The sequence below is a fragment of the Chelativorans salis genome (assembly GCF_025336525.1).
GTDB classification, from domain to species: Bacteria; Pseudomonadota; Alphaproteobacteria; order Rhizobiales; family Rhizobiaceae; genus Chelativorans; species Chelativorans salis.
The window spans coordinates 396,055-412,936 of the sequence record NZ_JAOCZP010000005.1 but is presented as its reverse complement, the minus strand read 5'-3'; the positions used below and the strand labels follow the sequence as shown (position 1 = coordinate 412,936).

The window sequence follows — 16,882 nt, the reverse complement described above, 5'->3', positions numbered from 1 at the left end:
TGTACCCTGGCTCCTGTCGACACCCTCGATATACCGCTTCATGACACCCCCTCGACCATGTCGAAAGGGTATCATGTTCGGCGTTTTTACACAGCCTGGGTCGTCTGCGGAACGGCAGCTTCTGCAAAATCCCACCCGATAGCCGACCGTCGGCAGAAGGCCCCGAACACGTCATTCGGCGCTTGGCTCAGAGACGACTGCTCCTGGCGCGGAGTTGCAGACCTGATATCGGGTGAAAGTGGCACAAGATCGCAGTGTGGAACTCGTCGGCGGTCGTCATCGTACTGCCCCATCAATTGCTGCCTACCCGAATGTGAAATCGCGACCCCTTGCAGAGATTCGTTCAACCCTGCCGAATTCACGCCCATGACCCGTTTCGGAAGTCCAGAGGGGGCCGCGCCAAGAGCAGACATACCGGTCAAAAGAAGGCGATGGCGGTGCCTCGGCCAAAGCTCGTGGAAGGGAATGGTGGTTCGATCGACCGTGGCTTGATGGTGGCTAAGGCTAGCTTGAGGCAGCAGATCGCTATTCCCGGTTGATCCCCACCTGGGGGATAGCAGTTCTGTCATGATCGACCACCGCCACGCTTCCCATCCCGAGATCGTCAAGCGCCTGAAGCGCGCTGAGGGTCACCTGCGCAGCGTCGTCGCTATGATAGAAAGTGGGAAACCCTGCCTCGATATCGCCCAGGGGGTTTCTTCGCCGATGAGGCGCAAGGCACATTGCTTCCGGATGCGGAATTGCGCGCGCAGTTCGACCTGCTGACGCGCGAGCAACAGGTGATGCTCTTAGAAGAGTGCCAGAGCATCGTGGTGGAAGGAAATGTTACGGGTGCCTGGCTCGATTTGTGCCAGCAGGTCCGCCCGTTGTGAACGCAGCCCGCTCGCGGGCGCAGCAAGAAAAGCGGCCGGTGCTTTCGAGCCGGCCGCAGGAAATTGGACTATCTGTCAGGAATCCGCCCGGTTGTCCGGTCCATATCCATCTTTGAACGCCTCCAGGAGCATGGCAAGCGGCCGACATTCAGTATTGGGAGTGCTGATCAGAATCGGGTTTACGATCCGTCCGACGCGTCCGGCACGAGTTCGCCGGCCTCGAGCAGGCGCACGTATTCCTCGGCCGCATGCTCACCAAGGCCATCGAGAGGAAACCCGCACATGATGACCGTGCGGCCGGTTTTCATGTCATAGACCTCCCATAGGTCTTCGTCTTCCAGCCGCTTATTGTATCGTTTATTCATGGCCTGGAGCATCTTCGATGCGTTGCCGACCCGCTCGGCATTCTGCTTCGGGAGCGGCGATCTCCGAGCGAACGGATGATATGATTGGTCCGGTTGGCAAGATCGCTCCACAAAGCCTCGAACCGCTCCTCGACCGCAAGCATCGCCTTACCAGCGCGCTCAACACGCGTTTCTATCGTAAGTCGGACCTGATGATGGTCTTCGGCGGCGACCGCGATCCGCTCAGCTTGCGCTCCCGGTGCGACAGTCACCGCGAAAGCATTCTGTAGATGACGTCATATCCGGGCGGTTCGACGCAGCAAGTCAGATCGGCTCCAAACATATCGGTCAGGAGTCGATCGCTTCGGGCGAACCCGACAGGGACCGCATGAAGCGTCCGTGAGAGCAACACCGCGAAAGCGTCAATTACGGGCGTGATTGGAAGCGGGCTGCCCAGAACGGGCAACCCGCAAAGGCATGAGCCAGGATCAGTTGGCGGTAACCACGGCAGACAATTCCGCCTCGCTGAGGCCGCCGCTCGCATCGGCATCTGCGGTTGCGAACTGCTCTTCCGTGATCGTCACCCCGGCCGCAGACACCTCTTCCATTGAGACTTCACCGCTTGCATCGGCATCGACGGTCGCAAAATCGGGCGCCTGAGCATGGGCCAACGAGGTCAACGCCAGAGCGGTGGCTGCAGCCAACGGGAGGATGGTCTTGGGCATGTGGACACTCCATCTTTGCTTCAGTGCGGCCCCTCATTTGTGGGGCCGGCGATCCAACCGGACCGCGGTCAGGAGACTTGATGCGCAACGTGGCGGTGATTGGCCCGTGAAGTGGCGACCCCGAGGCATGGAATCACATTCGGAACCAACACGAGATATTACGAAAAGTGTCCCGGGAAATGTGGGTGATTGGCGCGCGCAGTGAGCCGGGAGGTGAGGCGGCATCGTGAAGGGGGAGCGTGCGCGATGGAGGGGCGGCGGTCTCCCCTGCTTAGCCACCACGCAGCCGGTTGATGTGATCTAGGATGAGTTTGTGGTCATAGGGCTTTGCGAGATGAGGTCCTTCCGCGCAGAGGTCTCCGGCCGTGTCGGCGACGCGTTCGACGGCGCCGGCGAGCAGAACCTTCACCTCGGGCTTTGCATCAAGACGGCGCTCACCCTGGCACGACTCACCACCATCAAGACCCTGGCCGGCTTCGACTTCGCCTTCCAGCCGTCGCTCGACCGACAGCGCATTCTGGCGCTCGCCGAATTGACCTTCATCGAGCGTGCCGAGGTGGTCCACCTGCTCGGCCCACCCGGCACCGGCAAGACCCACCTGGCCTCAGCGCTCGCCATCGAGGCAGTCAAGGCCGGTCGGAGCGTACACTTCTCCACCCTGGCTGACATCGTCGCCTCGCTGGCTGAGGCCGAGCGGGAAGGAAAGCTCAGGGAACGCATCCGCTATCTGCGACGGCCGCAGCTCCTCGTCGTCGATGAGATCGGCTACCTGCCGATCACCCCCGGCGGCGGCAACCTGTTCTTCCAGCTCGTCAACGCCCGCTACGAAAAGGGCGCCATGATGGTCACCTCCAACCGCGGCTTCGCCGAATGGGGCGAGGTGTTCGGCGATCCCGCCGTCGCCACCGCGCTGCTCGACCGGCTGCTCCACCACGCCGTCGTCATCCAGATCGAGGGCGCCAGCTACCGCCTCAGGCAGCATGCCGACCTCGTCCCCGAGCACGTTCGGTCAAAAGCTCTCAACACACCGCCGCCGGCACCAAAACGCCGCGGAAGGCCGCCAGCAAGGAAAGCCAGCGATCACGAAAACGGCTGATCACCGACGACACCCGAACACGCCGAACTAGGGAAAATTGAATGCCCACAATCGGGGAAACTTCGGTGCCCATTGACACTCAGGCGGCGAGCGCATCAAGGATCGGGCATTCCGGCACGTCCTCGCCCGAGCATTGCGCCATGGTCCGGGCCAGGAGCCGCTCGATGCGCCGAAGATCGGCGATCTTGGCCCTGATTTCGGCCAAATGCGGTTTTGTCCGTTCCCGGACCTCCGCACAGGTCTGACACTTGCGGTCGACGAGGTCCAGCAAACTGCGAATCTCATCGATGCCAAAGCCAAGCTCCCGGCTGCGCAGGATGAAGCGCAGGCGCCGAACATGGCTCTCGTCATATAGACGATACCCCTTGGGACTGCGCGGTGGCTCGGGCATGAGGCCGATGTTCTCGTAGTAACGAATGGTCTCGAGGTGGCAGCCGGTTCGCTTAGATAGCGCGCTGCGCTGCAACCCCTTCACGGAAGTGTGTTTTGCCATGGCGCAATTCCGTCTTGAGCCTGTAGTTGGTACAGGCGTTATGTACCATGCGGATTGGCGACTGTCATGAGGTTTGGATGATGAATGATGCCCACGACGCCTCCCTGGGTTCTGCGCGCGGGATCGACGGTGGCGAAAGTGCCGTCAGGGGATCCAAGTTGGCCGCTGTCGGAGGAATTCTCGGAGCGATTGCAGCATCGAGCTGCTGCGTGTTGCCTTTTGCGCTTTTCATGCTTGGCGTCAGCGGCGCCTGGATCGGCAATCTGACGGCGTTGGAACCTTACCAGCCCTACTTCATCGCGATGACGGCGGCTTTCCTCGCCTACGGCTATTACGCGGTCTATTGGAAGGCAAGGAAAGCCTGCACCGAAGGCGGCTACTGCGCCAGCCCGAGGTCAACCCGGATCGCAAGGATCGGCCTTTGGCTTGCTACGGTCCTCGTCATCTTTGCCTATGCGTTTCCCCGTCTCGCAGTCTACTTCCTCTGATCAGCGCCATTTGGGAAGGAGAAGAAGACATGAGGATTTCGTTCGTTCGCTGCGTGGCCATCACTGTCGCGTCCCTCGCACTGCTCTCGCCCGTTGCTGGGTATGCTGTGGAAAGAACTGTCACTTTGGGCGTGGAAAACGCGTCATGCGCTTTGTGCGCCCCGATCGTGCGTTCTGTGCTGCAGCGGGTGCCGGGCGTTGCAAGCGTGGATGTCGTGGAGAACTACAGCATGTCCCCGCCGGTAAGCGCCACCGTCGTCTTTGACGACGATATCACCAATGTAGACGCCCTCATCAGCGCTACCACGAACGCCGGATACCCCTCCAGGCTCGCCCTCAACACCGGCGGTTGAGACGCAATGAAGGATAGGACAATCCTCAAGACCGGTATCATAGGCTCGGTCATCGCCGCCATCTGCTGCTTTACCCCCGTTTTGGTAATCGGTCTTGGCGCCGTGGGCCTGTCCGCGTGGCTCGGCCGGATCGACCATGTGCTGTTCCCGGCCTTGGCGCTGTTCCTAGGCATCACCGCCTACGGCGTATGGCGTCGCCAGCGCGCAGCGGCCTACGGCGCGGCCGAAACACGAACGAATGACGAAAGGGGCTGTGAAATGTCAGATCGCTGCGTCACGAATGGAACGCGCAGTGGCCGTTACGATCTGGCGGTGATCGGCGCCGGCTCCGCCGGCTTTTCCGCCGCGATCACGGCCGCCGAGCAGGGCGCGCAGGTCGTGCTCATCGGCCACGGCACGATCGGCGGCACCTGTGTCAATGTCGGCTGCGTGCCATCAAAGACGATGATCCGCGCCGCCGAGGCGCTGCATGGCGCGCGCGCCGTGCATCGTTTTCCCGGCCTTGCCGGCGAAGCTAACGTCGTTGACTGGGCCCAACTGATCGGAGCCAAGGATGATCTGGTCGCAACCCTGCGGCAGAAGAAGTATGTCGACCTGCTGCCCGAGTATAACGGGATTGCCTATCTGGAGGGTCCTGCGCGCCTGAACGGGCAGGGCATATTGGTGAACGGTGCCGCGATCCCGGCCGACAAGATTATCATCACGACCGGCGCTTCGCCGGCCTTGCCGGATATTCCCGGCGTGGCGAACATTTCTTACCTCACCAGCACGACCGCGCTCGAATTACCCGAATTGCCGCGTTCACTGCTGGTGATCGGCGGCGGCTATATCGGCTGCGAGCTGGCGCAGATGTTTGCCCGCGCGGGGGTGGAGGTGACGCTCGTCACCCGTCGCCGCCTGCTGCCGGAGACCGAGCCGGAAATCGCGCAAGCCCTGACCGGCTATCTCTGCGACGAGGGCATCACCGTCTGCACCGGCCTTGCCTATCGCAGGATCGCGCAGACGGATCGCGGTGTCGAACTGACGATTGCCATCGACGGGGCGGAGGAAGTGATTCCCGCCGAGCAAGTTCTTCTGACCACTGGCCGGTCTCCGAACACCAATAGTCTGGGGCTTGCGGAGGCGGGCGTGAGGTTGTCCGAGAATGGCGGCATCGTTGTTGATGAGCGGATGCGCACCTCGAAGTCCGGTGTCTATGCTGCTGGCGACGTGACCGGCGGTGACCAGTTCGTCTACATGGCGGCCTACGGCGCCAAGCTCGCGGCGCAAAACGCACTGAACGGCGACAGCCTGGTCTATGACAACACGGCCATGCCATGGGTGACGTTCACCGATCCGCAGGTCGCCGGCGTCGGGCTGAGCGAGCAGGCCGCGCAAGCCGCCGGCTTCGAGACCAAGACCTCTATCGTTCCGCTCGACCAGGTGCCGCGGGCGCTGGCCGCCCGCGACACGCGCGGGCTCATCAAGCTGGTCGCCGATGCCAGCACCGATCGTCTGCTTGGCGGGCAGATCCTGGCGCCCGTGGGCGCCGACAGCATCCAGACGGTGGTGCTGGCCATCAAGCACGGCATGACGACAAGGGCGTTAGGCGAGACGATCTTTCCCTACCTCACCACGGTCGAAGGGCTGAAACTTGCCGCGCAGGGCTTTGGCAAGGACGTGGCGAAGCTGTCCTGCTGCGCCGGATAGGAGGAAAAATGGAACCCCCGCACGGCTATGGTCTTGCAGGGCTGCTAGCAGCAAAGATCATCTGTTGCGGCGCGCTGGTGGCTGCCGCCACCGGGGCGATCAGGTTTGCCGGCCTCGCCAACTGGCTTGCCGGCGGCGGCTACTTCTGGCTTGCCGTCATCGTCCTGCCCATCGCCGGGGTCTATCTGTGCCGCCGGAATGCGCGCATGAATGAGAACGAAGCCGGCAACCCCCGCGCCGGTCACTCCCTGCATGGCCAGCCTGAATAAGCCGTCGTCGAAACGATGGCAGATGTCAAAAAAGGGAGGTTCGGAAAGGAGATATGTCACCATGACACGCAGCGATAAAACGGTTCATGACGATTTGTGGGATCTGGCAGTGCAGTGGCTGCCAGTGTTCTCGCTCACCGAACAGCACGCCGGCATTGTTCTCCTCCGAGAACTGGCGAAAGGCGAAGCCGTAACCTGCTCTCGGCTGGCGCAGGCGCTCGGCACGACCTTCGGCGCGGCGGAAGCCCTCATGAAAGACTCCGCGCTGTGTCCCTTCATCTACACGGACGAAAGGGATCGGATCATCGGATTCTGGGGGCTCTCGGTAGCGCCGACGCACCACCAGATCACAGTGAAGGGACAAAGGCTTTGGACATGGTGTGCGTATGACAGCCTGTTCATCCCGGAACTCCTCGGCGAGACCGCCGAGATCGAGTCGCGCGATCCCGAATCGAACGAACTGATCCGTCTCACCGTGTCGCCCGAGCGAATCATCTCCACGGAGCCGGCCGACATCGTTGTGTCCATGGGACGTCCCGACACGTGGGATCAATCATCCGCGGCGCGTATCATTGCAACGGCCTGCCACCACATCTACTTCTTCGTCTCGCGCGCCTCCGGCGAGCGCTGGCAGGCGAAGCACACGGAGCCTGCAACCATCCTGCTCTCGCTCGACGTGGCCTTCGATTTCGGCAAGCGCTCCAATGCGCATCTGTTCCAGGCCGAGCTTACTGAGCACCGAAAAGCGACGGCGTAGCTGCCAGCGCCATCCGGATCGGTCATCGCCGAGACGAGAGCATGCCAATGATTGAGCTGGCGGCCTCATTGAGGTGACGGAGGATAACCATGAACACGGCCAAAACCGAACGGCTGCCGAAGTCGTCAGCCATGGACTGGGCGCGAAGCCCGATCAGCATCGCGATCTGGTGGGTGATCCCGATTGCCGCCGGCGTGCTGACCGATTTCTTGCCGCTTTCGCGGCCGGCGGCGGCGCTGGTTTGGGCCGCGGCGCTTGCGTGGATGGGGCTTGGCTGCGTGCTCAATGCCCGGCGCTGCCACCGCCGGCACTGCTACCTCTCTGGGCCAGTCTTGCTGGCCGGGGCGATCGTCGTTGCCCTCCTCGGTTGGGGCCTGGTTCCGCTCGGCCCGAACGGACTGAGCCTGACCCTATGGACCACCTTTGGGCTTGTGGTACTTTCCTTCCTGCCTGAATTGGTTTGGGGACGATATTCGCAGCGATGATTCCGCTTAGGCGGCTCTCCCGGATCGCCTTCGAAGTTTTCTGATGACGGCGCACTGGGCTGCCATCCGGCATCTGCGTCGGGGCGCCGCAAAAAGCCAGTACGCCACCCAAGCACCGGACAGTGTAGGCATCCCGGCTGAATCCAAAAAGGAAGATACGATCGCCCGGCGCCACATGCGGATGATCGCCGCATGACAGTCGATGACATTGCTGGTGAGGCCGAGACCGGTGGCCTGACTGACAACGTTGTAGACGCGGCGGTACAGTCGGAGAAAGAAGTTCTCGCTGATCGAGCTGGTGCCGATGCCCGGATCATAGAAGGTCAACTGCTCGACCGGGTCGACTTCCTTGTCAGGTCCGCACCGCGTCGCCCGGTAGAGTTTGTAGATGTTGCTACGGTTCTCATCGAGGAAAAGGCCGCTACGCTGCCCAGTTCCATCGGAAGATAACGATGTTCTTGCCCATGCCCGTCTCCCCTAGAAGTGGCGCCCAGTATACCCGATACGCATGAGCACTTGCTGCCGGCGGCGTGCGGAGTTCTCTGGCGGTGCGTAAGTCCCATTCAGCGGTCTTGGTCGGACCCGTTCAGGGACAGGGATGGAAGCTCACTGATAGCTTGGGGCAAGGCCGAGGGCGCCGCCGGATAGAAGCCGATGAACGGATGTCCGCTTACCAAGATCCTTGCCTGCCACCGGACAGTCGGCATCCGGCCCGAACTGGCACAGCTAAAAACACCTGATTTCGCAGCTTCATGCACCGCGGGCGTACTGCGCTGGCGGCGCCCCCATGCGCCGCGAGAAGGCCGAGCTGAAGGCACTCGTCGAGCCATATCCGATCTTTGCCGCGATCTCTGCGATGCTGTGCTGCCGCGATCTAAGCATGTGCTTGGCGAGCGTCATCCGCCAGCTTTGCAGGTATTCCATCGGCGCCATGCCCACCACCCGGTTGAACCGCGTGAAGAAGGCTGAACGGGACAGCCCCGCCTCGCGCGCCAGCTCGGCGACGCTCCATGCACGGTCCGGCGCGGCGTGGATGGCGCGCAGCGGGCCGCGCAACCGGTCGTCCGCCAGGCCGCGCAGCAGGCCCGGCGTCGCGCCCGTCTCCGACGAACAACGCAGAGCCTCGATAAGCAGCACCTGCAGCAGATGTTCCAGAACCACATCGCGGGCCGGACGATCCGCCAATGCCTCGTCGCGCACCAGCCGCGCCAGATCGCCAAGACGCTGCTCGCCCCGCGCCACGGCCATATCGGGAAGCAGCGGCACCAGCAGCTCTGCATCCGGAGCGCCGAAGCTACAATAACCGATGAGCTGCTGCACCTCGACAGGCGCATCCTCCGGCCCGATCCGCACTGATCCGTCCGGACGGATCAAGGGATGGCTTTCCAACCCAGGCGGCGGCACGGGATCGGCACTCGACATGGAAAACCCCTGCACCGCTGGCACCAGCACGAAATCGCCTTGGCAAAGGTCCATCGGCGGCTTGCCGTCCACTTCGAGACGCGCCCGGCCGGCAAGAAGCAGGCAGTAGTAGACCTGTCCCACCTCGGTCCGCCGCACGCGCCAGGCGCCGGAAGCGTCCACCAGCTTCGAAAAGGGCGCGCGCGGACGCAAAAGGGCAATCACTTCGGAGAGTGGATCTGACATTTCGGACTTTCGATAAACAACTGTGGACATTTGATTATAGAAAGTTCGCGCCGCAAGGTCGATATCCTTAGGCATTCAAGAAAGGAGACACGATCATGAATACCGTGATGATCACCGGATGTTCCTCTGGCTTCGGGCTGGAGACCGCGCGCCATTTCATCGACCAGGGCTGGTCGGTCGTCGCCACGATGCGCAGCCCGCGCGAAGATGTCTTGCCCGCCTCCGATCGGCTGCGCATCCTGCAACTCGACGTGACCGAGCGCGATGCGATCAGCCGCGTGGTCGAGGCGGCAGGTCCGATCGACGCCCTCGTAAACAATGCGGGCATCGGCTGGATGGGTCCACTGGAAGGCACGCCGGAAGAGACGATCCGCGAAGTTTTCGAGACCAACACTTTCGGCACGTTCGAGATGACCCGCGCCGTGCTACCTCAGTTCCGGGCGCGCGGAGCGGGGGCGATCGTCAATGTTTCCTCCAGCACGACGCTGAAGGCGCTGCCGCTGCTGCCGATCTATACGGCCAGCAAGGCTGCTGTGAATGCCTTCACCGAATGCCTCGCGCTGGAGCTCGAGCCCTTCGGCATCCGCACGCGGCTGGTCCTGCCCGGCCAGGCCCCGGGGACCCGTTTCGGGGCTAACGCACGCGGCAAGATGGCAGAGGCGGGAGGCATTCCCGAAGCCTATGACCCCATTGCCAAACAGGTCTTTGCCGCCCACACAGCGGCAGCGGACGCAAAGGTCACCGAGCCGGAGGAGGTCGTTGCAGCCATTTGGCGGGCAGTGACCGAACCGGACTGCCCCTTGCGCCAGGCTGCAGGCGCCGATGCGATGGCCCTTGCTGCATGACGGCAGGAATGCTGCGGGCTCCTGTCCGACGCCAGTGACAGCAAGGCGGCGGGCGCCGACGTGGGTGCCCCGCCGGCTACCGCTGGCGAGGCTTTGACGCTTATGATGTGCCCATGACCCGCCTCGCCCGATGGATACAACGCGTCCTCATCTTCCTGATCGCCTCAGTGACGCTATGGTTCATCGTCACCCAGATCTTCGAACGAATTGACCAGCGGGTCCCTGTCTTTGCTGCATTGCTGCTTACCTACGCCCTCGCTGCCTATGTGGTCCTGCCGCCGGTCATTCATGCGAGCGTGGCAGTTCTCCGCCGCAACCGTATCCCGAGAGTCACGCGCGCAGCGGATGGCCTTCCCGCAGATCCCGTCAATGTCGTCCTGGTCGGCTCGCAGGAGCAGCTTCGCTCAGCATTTGCGGCGGCAGGCTGGCACGTTGCGGATACACTGACAATTCGCTCTGCCGCGAGAATGGTGGTCAGCTTCATTCTCGATCGTTCCTATCCTACCGCCCCGTTCAGCGCGCTCTATCTGTTCGGCCGCAGGCAGGACATCGGCTTCCAAGAAGACGTCGGCGACAGCCCGAGGAAGAGGCATCACATCCGCTTCTGGGCGGCAAACATCGACCCTGAATTCGGAGTCAGCGATCTTGCATACTGGACGCGGAGACTGCGCATCGATCCGTCGCAATCACATATCTGGGTCGGCGCTGGCACGACCGATACCGGCTTCGGCCTGCAATCCATGACGTGGCAGATTTCGCATAGGGTGGACCGCGATGCAGATTCCGAGCGCGAGCATATCGTGGCCACGCTTCATGGCTCCGGCTGCATCGCGGAGGAACGCTATATCGAAGCAGGCGAACCGGTGGGAACCCACTTCATAACCGATGGCCGCATCTTCCACGCCCGGCTCGTTCCTCGCGAGTCGCCATAGGAACAACCCAGTTGCTTCGTCCCGTCGGCGGAACGGCCGCTTGTCGGCAGCACCATCACGAAAGCCGACGGACCACTTCCGGCCCAGCTTGGACAAGCCGTGAATAGCTCTTGGAGCCTGAGGCTGGGATGCGGAACGGCCGTCATGCGCTAATCATGCAACCTCCGTGGAAGCTTCAAGATGGATATGTGCCCAACGGGGCCGACCGCACGGTTGATGAGGTCAGCAGCAATTAGGTCAGGTCTAGCGCCCTCGCCTCCGGCCCCTTCTTCCCTTCGACATAACGGACAGTCACTGCCTGGCCTTCTTCCAGGGTGGTGATGCCCGATCGGCTCAGCGCCGTTGCATGAACGAAGATGTCGGGACCCCCGTCGAAGCGTCTGATGAAGCCAAACCCCTTCACGGCATTGTACCATTTGACCGTGCCAGAAGCCTCGTCTTCCGTGGCATCATGGCTGGCTGAAGCCCGGTGTCGTTCCTGTCGTCCGGCTGGGGCGGAAGGCGTCGACAGTACTTCCATAACCCTGGTGACGTTCAACCCTTTCGGGCCGGGTTCGATGACGACGCGAAGTCGAGCGCCTTCAGCGATGTCGCTGAGACCGGCAGCTGCCAACTGCTTGACGTGAAGGAAGGCCTTATCGCCGCCCAGCGGCTGAACAAAACCAAATCCCTTCGAAGCGTTGAACCAAAGCACGTCAGCTTCAACAGGATCGGGCTGGGCTGTTACCGACCGAACCGGTTCCGGCCGGCGGCTGAAGAAGCTGGGCTCCTGGAAATCGCCGGGGCCTTCATCGCCCCATTCGCCCCTTTGGGAACCCCTCTTGTCACTACGGTGTCTGGCCATCTGCGCAAGTGCTCATTTTTCGGGACGTCTAGCGGCAGCGCGATCATCCTTCAATGAAAATATGTCAATCTTCGAAAAACGAAAGTGAGTTCCTTCTCACCGAAATCTCGCCGACCGTGGACAACGCCGAACAGCCGGCAGGCGTCTCTTGCAAGACGATGCCGGGAACCTTCCGCCTGGCTTGGCCAGGTACACCGGCCAGCCCGTCCTAGCGGGTTGCGATGCGGCGGGGATTATTGAGGCTGCACAAGGCGGCTCGAACGTCCGCTATCCCCGTTCCGGACACCGGAAGCTGCCAGTCCCCTTCCGGCCCCATTCGACCTTTCGTTCTCCTCTTTGCTAATTGTGGCCGAAGGAGAACTATGAAGGACTTTCACAGTATGAACCTGCGGTACGGGATCGAGTAAGATCTATAAATTGAGCTGATAGGAAATCGGCAGCCAGCGGTAGCCTCCATCCTTTTTCTCGACAAACCCAAGGGAAGGGAACGACGTGTGGTAGCCAGCGACGGGAAGCCGGTCAGTCGCAACCATATCGTAAATGCGCCGTCTGGTTTCCGCACCCTTCGCTTTATCCATATCAAAGAAGGCATGCCACTCGGGGTGCGCTAGCGATGCTACCTCGTGATGTGCGCAATCACCCCACACGAACAGCTGCTTGCCCTGGCTTTCAATGTGGAAGGCTAAGTGTCCTGGGGTGTGTCCGTAGGCTTCAACGGCGTGAATGCCGGGGGCAACCTCGTCACCTGGTTTGATAAAGCTTATACGTTCGGCCAAAGGAGCAACGTTCGTCGCGAAGAGTCTGGCCGACATATGTTCGTTGTCGTCGGGAGCTGCAGCGAGACGATCCTCGGACGACCAAAAATCGAACTCCGCATCTCCAATTACATATCGAGCATTGGGAAACAGCGGTTCTCCCCCCTCCATCAAGCCACCAATATGATCGGGGTGCGCATGGGTCAGGACCACGAGGTCGATCTGCTCGGCGGCAAACCCGGCTGAGTCCAGCAGGTTCGCAAGCCAGCCGCCATGCGGCCGCGGGACGAAGCCATCCGCACCGTTACCGGTATCAAAAAGAATGAGCCGTTTGCCGGTGTTCACGATCGTGGGAGTGAAGCCGGGCTGGAACTTACTTTCGGGAAGCAGGCTCTGGCGCATCAGCTCTTCGATTTCCGCCTGCGGTCGATCTTGCCCTACGATCGGCCAGGGTCCATCGATCACTGCGCCGGCATCGAGAATATTGGTTACTTCGAACTCGCCGAGTTTGAACCGATAGTGGGTGGGCATTGACGGACCAAGCGGCATTGCGGCGCCATGTGCTGCCGACGCGAACAGACCGAATATCGCCGGAGCTGCTGTCAACGTAGCAGCCGAGGCGATAACTTTTCGTCGAGATAAGGTCGAGCGAGGTAGAAGCATGTGCGGTATCCTCCGTAGCCACTGATCCCTGCTAGTGCGGTTCCACTTGCTGGCAAAGTGCCTGACCGTGCTGCCATTCTATTTCTGCACGGTTCGCTTACACTGCGTGCTGCGACCGGGATGAGGGCCCGGCGGTCGCAAGCAAAGGGAGGTTAGCTGTGCCTGCTCCAGATGGCTTGTACGAACGTGCTGCCGTAAGTCCAGCGCTCCGCCCCTTTTGGCATGTGGACGAAATGCGCACCTTTTTCGTAGGGCCGCTTGAATACAATAGGCTTCATCAGCATGGGGCGCCCGTTTACCTGGCCGGAATGTACAGCAAATTCGGGTTGCGAATCCACGGGGGTCGTTGGCATTGGTGCCGCACAGCCGTCATTCCCGCCGGAGTGCTTCACGAACTTGATCTCGCCGGTTATCCATTGGCGGTCTTTTATGTTGAGCCAAGTGTCGGTGGTGTCGACGCGCTCGTGCCACTATCCGGCGATAGTTGGGAAGTGGACGGCGTCCTTGTTGGCCGTAGCGGCGAGTTCTCCATCATGCGTGAGCTGTGGGAGGACAGTGCCAGCGCAAGATGGGCCGGCCAAGCACTAGACGACCTACTCGCCTATTCCAAACTGCGAGCCGCCAAGCGCATGGATCCGCGTGTTTCTGCGGCCGCTGATTACCTGCGAATGCACTCAGACGAGCTGACGCCCGTGATGAAGCTGGCAAGGAACGCGGGTTTATCCGCGTCCCAGTTTCAGCGAATGTTCACTCGGGAGGTGGGCGTGCCTTTCCGTCGCTACCGGGCTTGGAACCGAATGCGCGTAGCCATAAGCGAGATTGCGAACGGAAGCAATTTTACAACAGCCGCCCATGCAGCGGGCTTTGCGGACCAAGCCCATTTCACCAATGATTTCCGTCGGACTTTCGGTGCACCGCCATCAGTCAGTCTTCTCGGCCTCAGGAACACTGCGTACCATGAAGAAGGGGCCAACCTCCCAGTATTGGCATTGTAGCTTCTGCATCCTTGGTTCTATGATCGTGTCGAGTTGAGCACGCTAGAGCGCGGTACGCTTGGCCATCCCACACACCCTTCTCCAAGAGGCTATGTGCGCTCGGAAATCAGCTTAAGGCGCTGCTTAGCATCAAGCAAAGAGAGGCTTAGAACGCAGTAAAATGCTTCTGTCCCCGAGCAGCCGCGCCGAGCAGGACGTCGACGCGCTTCTTGTCGCGGAGCTTCGCGTTCATGGATATGCGCGCCAATTCGCCTATCCAATAGTGCGTGAGCGAGAATACCTATGAGAACAGTTGCGAGAATCCTGGTTGCCGTTGCGGTGTTAGCTATCGCAGGAGCCGGGGCGTTCGGCGGATTTGTCTGGCTCAATCGTTATGTTCCGCCCCAACAACAGCGTGCGCTCCCCCCAATTGAGGTGCAGCTTGCGGCGGATGACTTTTCGTGGGGTTCCTATGGCAGTGATCCCGGCCAAACGCGCCATTCCGGCATCCGACAGATTACGACCGAAAATGTCGGTCATCTGGAAGTCGCCTGGACTTACAGGACGGGCGAGCTCCAGCGCCGCGGTCGATGGGCTCAATACGGCAGGTTTCAGGCAACACCGATTCTCGCGGTCGGCAATCTGGTCTTCTGCACCCCTTTCAGCCGCGTGATCGCTCTCAACCCCGCCACTGGCGCCGAACGTTGGGCTTACGAACCTGATGTGCGGTTCCCCGAGGAAGTGCCCGGCGAAGACTTCAATTGCCGCGGGCTGGCGCAGTGGAGAGATGTCGAGGCCGACGAGGACGCCGCTTGCCGAGATCGGCTTTTTGTGGCGACGACGGACAGGCGCGTTATCGCGCTGGACGCCGCAAGCGGAGACCCATGCGCCAGCTTCGGCGAGCAAGGGCAGGTGCGGGTGGGTCTCGATCGACCGGAACTGCGGGAATGGGAGCTTCAATTCACGTCGGCACCCGCGGTCGTGGGAGACGTCGTTGTAGTGGGGTCGGCGAGCGGGGATAACGGGCGGACCTTCGGCCCTGAGGGCACGGTGCGGGCTTTCAATGCGCGCACGGGCGTTGAAGAATGGCAGTTCGACCCCATTCCACGCGGGTTCGATCCGGTCGCCAGCCCGACCTGGGAAGGCGATAGCGCCGCAACAACGGGGCAGGCGAATGTCTGGGGCTCCATCACCGTGGACACCGAGCGCGACCTCGTGTTCTTGCCGACCTCGAGCCCAAGCCCGGATTTCTATGGCGGGAAGCGCAGGGGCGCAAATCTCTATGCGAACAGCATGGTGGCCTTGCGGGGCAGCACCGGCGAAGTCGTGTGGCATTTCCAGACCGTCCACCATGACCTTTGGGACTATGATGTCCCTGCCGGGCCAAGCCTGATCACTTTCCGAAGGGACGGGCGCGCCGTTGCCGCGCTGGTCTTTGCGACTAAGACCGGGTTTCTCTTCGTCCTCGATCGCGAGACAGGTGAGCCGCTCACACCGGTCGAAGAGCGTCCGGTGCCGCGAAGCGATGTCGACGGCGAATGGGCGTCTCCGACACAGCCCTTCTCCATTGGTCAACCGATCCTCGTCCCTCACAGCGTCAATGAGGAAGACGCTTTCGGCCTGATGGTCTGGGACAAGATCGCGTGCCGCCGGGCAATCCGTTCGGCTTCCCGCAACGAGGGCATATTCACTCCGCCCAGCACGGACGGCGGCACGCTGCTGGTTCCGTTCGGCGGCGGTGGCGCAAACTGGGGCGGTGTCGCCGTCGAGCCGGATACAAACCGCATTTTCATAAACACCAGCCGCGCCATAAACCTGGTGACGCTGTTTCCCGCCGAGGAAGTGGAACGCCGTAGGGCCGCTGAGCCTGATATGGAGATTTCGCCCATGCGGGGCGCTCCCTACGGCATGAGGCGGGAACTTTTAACCTCTCCGCTTGACATGCTTTGCAACAGCCCACCTTGGGGAGCCTTGGCGGCCGTCGATTTAGAGGCGGGTGAAATGGCATGGGAAACAACACTCGGTAACACGAAGGAACTCGCGCCCTTCGGCATGGCGTTTCCATTCGGAACGCCGAATTTTGGAGGCCCGCTCGTCACCGCGGGTGGCCTCGTTTTCATCGGCGCGACGATGGACAACCTGTTGCGCGCCTTCGATGCCAGGACCGGCGAGGAATTATGGGCTGGGGATCTGCCCAACGGGGGTCAAGCCACCCCGATGACCTATGCAGTCGGCGGGCGACAGTACGTCGTCATCGCCGCAGGCGGGCATCCCTCCTTGGGTATTGAAATCGGCGAAACACTGGTCGCATTCGCCTTGCCTGAATAACGCGGCACCGCATGGCTGGCTGCACTTCGCCGAGATGGCCATATCCAAGACATCCGAAAACTCGGCTTGGCCGTGGTGCCAACGTCCGCTTCGGCGAAGCGTCAGGAAAGTCGACTCCTGTCCGCGACCCAGCCGTTCCGGCAGCCAGTTCGAATGGCAAAGTCCCACCCACTCGCGACGTTGAGCAGATACGCAAAAGCCCGCCAGCTTGCCGGAACAAGCCTACCTGCCGCTGTTGGACGTATGCGGCAACTGGCTCTTAGTTTGTCGTCACCTGAGATATCTGAACGGCGGTTATCACATCGTCTTCCATCTCGTAGGAG

At 61.5% G+C, this 16,882-nt stretch carries 18 protein-coding genes and 3 pseudogenes; 14 read left to right on the top strand and 7 right to left on the bottom strand.

Going from position 1 to position 16,882, the window contains the following annotated elements; all coding sequences use genetic code 11:
- Nucleotides 1-567: 567 nt before the first annotated feature.
- Nucleotides 568-690: pseudogene (locus tag N5A92_RS18375) on the top strand (metal-sensing transcriptional repressor); the annotation flags it as partial.
- A gap of 50 nt (nt 691-740) precedes the next feature.
- Nucleotides 741-872, top strand: coding sequence for a hypothetical protein (locus tag N5A92_RS18370; protein ID WP_260905283.1), 132 nt, complete (start codon nt 741-743; stop codon nt 870-872).
- A 179-nt stretch (nt 873-1,051) separates the two neighbouring features.
- On the opposite strand, the gene N5A92_RS18365 is transcribed toward N5A92_RS18370, so the two are convergent.
- Nucleotides 1,052-1,237: a hypothetical protein gene (locus N5A92_RS18365; protein WP_260905264.1), complete on the bottom strand. Its 186-nt coding sequence runs from the start codon at nt 1,235-1,237 to the stop codon at nt 1,052-1,054.
- A gap of 80 nt (nt 1,238-1,317) precedes the next feature.
- Between N5A92_RS18365 and N5A92_RS18360 the strand changes: the two genes are divergently transcribed.
- On the top strand, nt 1,318-1,506 hold the full coding sequence (locus tag N5A92_RS18360; RefSeq protein WP_260905261.1) for a hypothetical protein: 189 nt from the start codon (nt 1,318-1,320) through the stop codon (nt 1,504-1,506).
- A 198-nt stretch (nt 1,507-1,704) separates the two neighbouring features.
- Here the strand turns inward: N5A92_RS18360 and N5A92_RS18355 are convergent, their stop codons facing one another.
- Nucleotides 1,705-1,941 carry an EF-hand domain-containing protein gene (locus N5A92_RS18355; RefSeq protein ID WP_260905260.1) on the bottom strand — a complete coding sequence of 79 codons (237 nt, stop codon included), beginning with the start codon at nt 1,939-1,941 and terminating at the stop codon, nt 1,705-1,707.
- Nucleotides 1,942-2,362: 421 nt separating this feature from the next.
- On the opposite strand from N5A92_RS18355, the pseudogene istB reads away from it, so the two are divergent.
- Nucleotides 2,363-3,037: pseudogene (istB, locus tag N5A92_RS18350) on the top strand (IS21-like element helper ATPase IstB); the annotation flags it as partial.
- Between the two features lie 79 nt (nt 3,038-3,116).
- Here the strand turns inward: istB and N5A92_RS18345 are convergent.
- On the bottom strand, nt 3,117-3,530 hold the full coding sequence (locus N5A92_RS18345) for a MerR family transcriptional regulator (protein WP_260905259.1): 414 nt from the start codon (nt 3,528-3,530) through the stop codon (nt 3,117-3,119).
- Nucleotides 3,531-3,607: 77 nt separating this feature from the next.
- Between N5A92_RS18345 and N5A92_RS18340 the strand changes: the two genes are divergently transcribed.
- From N5A92_RS18340 to N5A92_RS18310, 6 genes are all read left to right on the top strand, one after another.
- Nucleotides 3,608-4,018, top strand: coding sequence for a mercuric transporter MerT family protein (locus N5A92_RS18340; RefSeq protein WP_260905257.1), 411 nt, complete (start codon nt 3,608-3,610; stop codon nt 4,016-4,018).
- A 29-nt stretch (nt 4,019-4,047) separates the two neighbouring features.
- Nucleotides 4,048-4,371 (top strand): cation transporter, encoded by a 324-nt coding sequence (locus N5A92_RS27360; RefSeq protein ID WP_341850072.1) that lies wholly within the window; start codon nt 4,048-4,050, stop codon nt 4,369-4,371.
- A 6-nt stretch (nt 4,372-4,377) separates the two neighbouring features.
- Nucleotides 4,378-6,060 carry a mercury(II) reductase gene (gene merA, locus N5A92_RS18325; protein WP_313958433.1) on the top strand — a complete coding sequence of 561 codons (1,683 nt, stop codon included), beginning with the start codon at nt 4,378-4,380 and terminating at the stop codon, nt 6,058-6,060.
- An 8-nt stretch (nt 6,061-6,068) separates the two neighbouring features.
- Nucleotides 6,069-6,329: a hypothetical protein gene (locus N5A92_RS18320; protein WP_260905254.1), complete on the top strand. Its 261-nt coding sequence runs from the start codon at nt 6,069-6,071 to the stop codon at nt 6,327-6,329.
- 61 nt (nt 6,330-6,390) lie between these two features.
- Entirely contained in the window at nt 6,391-7,086 is a 696-nt protein-coding gene (gene merB, locus N5A92_RS18315; protein ID WP_260905253.1) for an organomercurial lyase, read from the top strand.
- Nucleotides 7,087-7,175: 89 nt separating this feature from the next.
- A complete protein-coding gene (locus N5A92_RS18310; RefSeq protein WP_260905252.1) occupies nt 7,176-7,571 on the top strand; it encodes a hypothetical protein in 396 nt (131 codons plus the stop codon).
- Between the two features lie 139 nt (nt 7,572-7,710).
- Here the strand turns inward: N5A92_RS18310 and N5A92_RS18305 are convergent.
- Together N5A92_RS18305 and N5A92_RS18300 are read right to left on the bottom strand one after the other, a co-directional pair.
- Nucleotides 7,711-7,961: pseudogene (locus N5A92_RS18305) on the bottom strand (phospholipase effector Tle1 domain-containing protein); the annotation flags it as partial.
- A gap of 360 nt (nt 7,962-8,321) precedes the next feature.
- Nucleotides 8,322-9,218, bottom strand: a complete 897-nt coding sequence (locus N5A92_RS18300) for an AraC family transcriptional regulator (protein ID WP_260905250.1) — start codon at nt 9,216-9,218, stop codon at nt 8,322-8,324.
- 95 nt (nt 9,219-9,313) lie between these two features.
- Between N5A92_RS18300 and N5A92_RS18295 the strand changes: the two genes are divergently transcribed.
- The gene (locus N5A92_RS18295; RefSeq protein WP_260905248.1) at nt 9,314-10,063 is read left to right on the top strand and encodes an SDR family oxidoreductase; all 750 of its coding nucleotides are present in this window, start codon (nt 9,314-9,316) and stop codon (nt 10,061-10,063) included.
- 113 nt (nt 10,064-10,176) lie between these two features.
- On the top strand, nt 10,177-10,995 hold the full coding sequence (locus N5A92_RS18290) for an LssY C-terminal domain-containing protein (protein ID WP_260905247.1): 819 nt from the start codon (nt 10,177-10,179) through the stop codon (nt 10,993-10,995).
- Nucleotides 10,996-11,227: 232 nt separating this feature from the next.
- Here N5A92_RS18290 and N5A92_RS27295 read toward each other — a convergent pair whose 3' ends face one another.
- Nucleotides 11,228-11,689, bottom strand: a complete 462-nt coding sequence (locus tag N5A92_RS27295) for a cold-shock protein (protein WP_313958432.1) — start codon at nt 11,687-11,689, stop codon at nt 11,228-11,230.
- Nucleotides 11,690-12,249: 560 nt separating this feature from the next.
- Nucleotides 12,250-13,257, bottom strand: coding sequence for an MBL fold metallo-hydrolase (locus N5A92_RS18275; protein ID WP_425248603.1), 1,008 nt, complete (start codon nt 13,255-13,257; stop codon nt 12,250-12,252).
- Nucleotides 13,258-13,415: 158 nt separating this feature from the next.
- Here N5A92_RS18275 and N5A92_RS18270 point away from each other — a divergent pair, with 158 nt between their 5' ends.
- Nucleotides 13,416-14,252 carry a helix-turn-helix domain-containing protein gene (locus N5A92_RS18270; protein WP_260905245.1) on the top strand — a complete coding sequence of 279 codons (837 nt, stop codon included), beginning with the start codon at nt 13,416-13,418 and terminating at the stop codon, nt 14,250-14,252.
- A gap of 282 nt (nt 14,253-14,534) precedes the next feature.
- Entirely contained in the window at nt 14,535-16,559 is a 2,025-nt protein-coding gene (locus tag N5A92_RS18265) for a pyrroloquinoline quinone-dependent dehydrogenase (protein ID WP_260905242.1), read from the top strand.
- Nucleotides 16,560-16,882 lie beyond the last annotated feature (323 nt).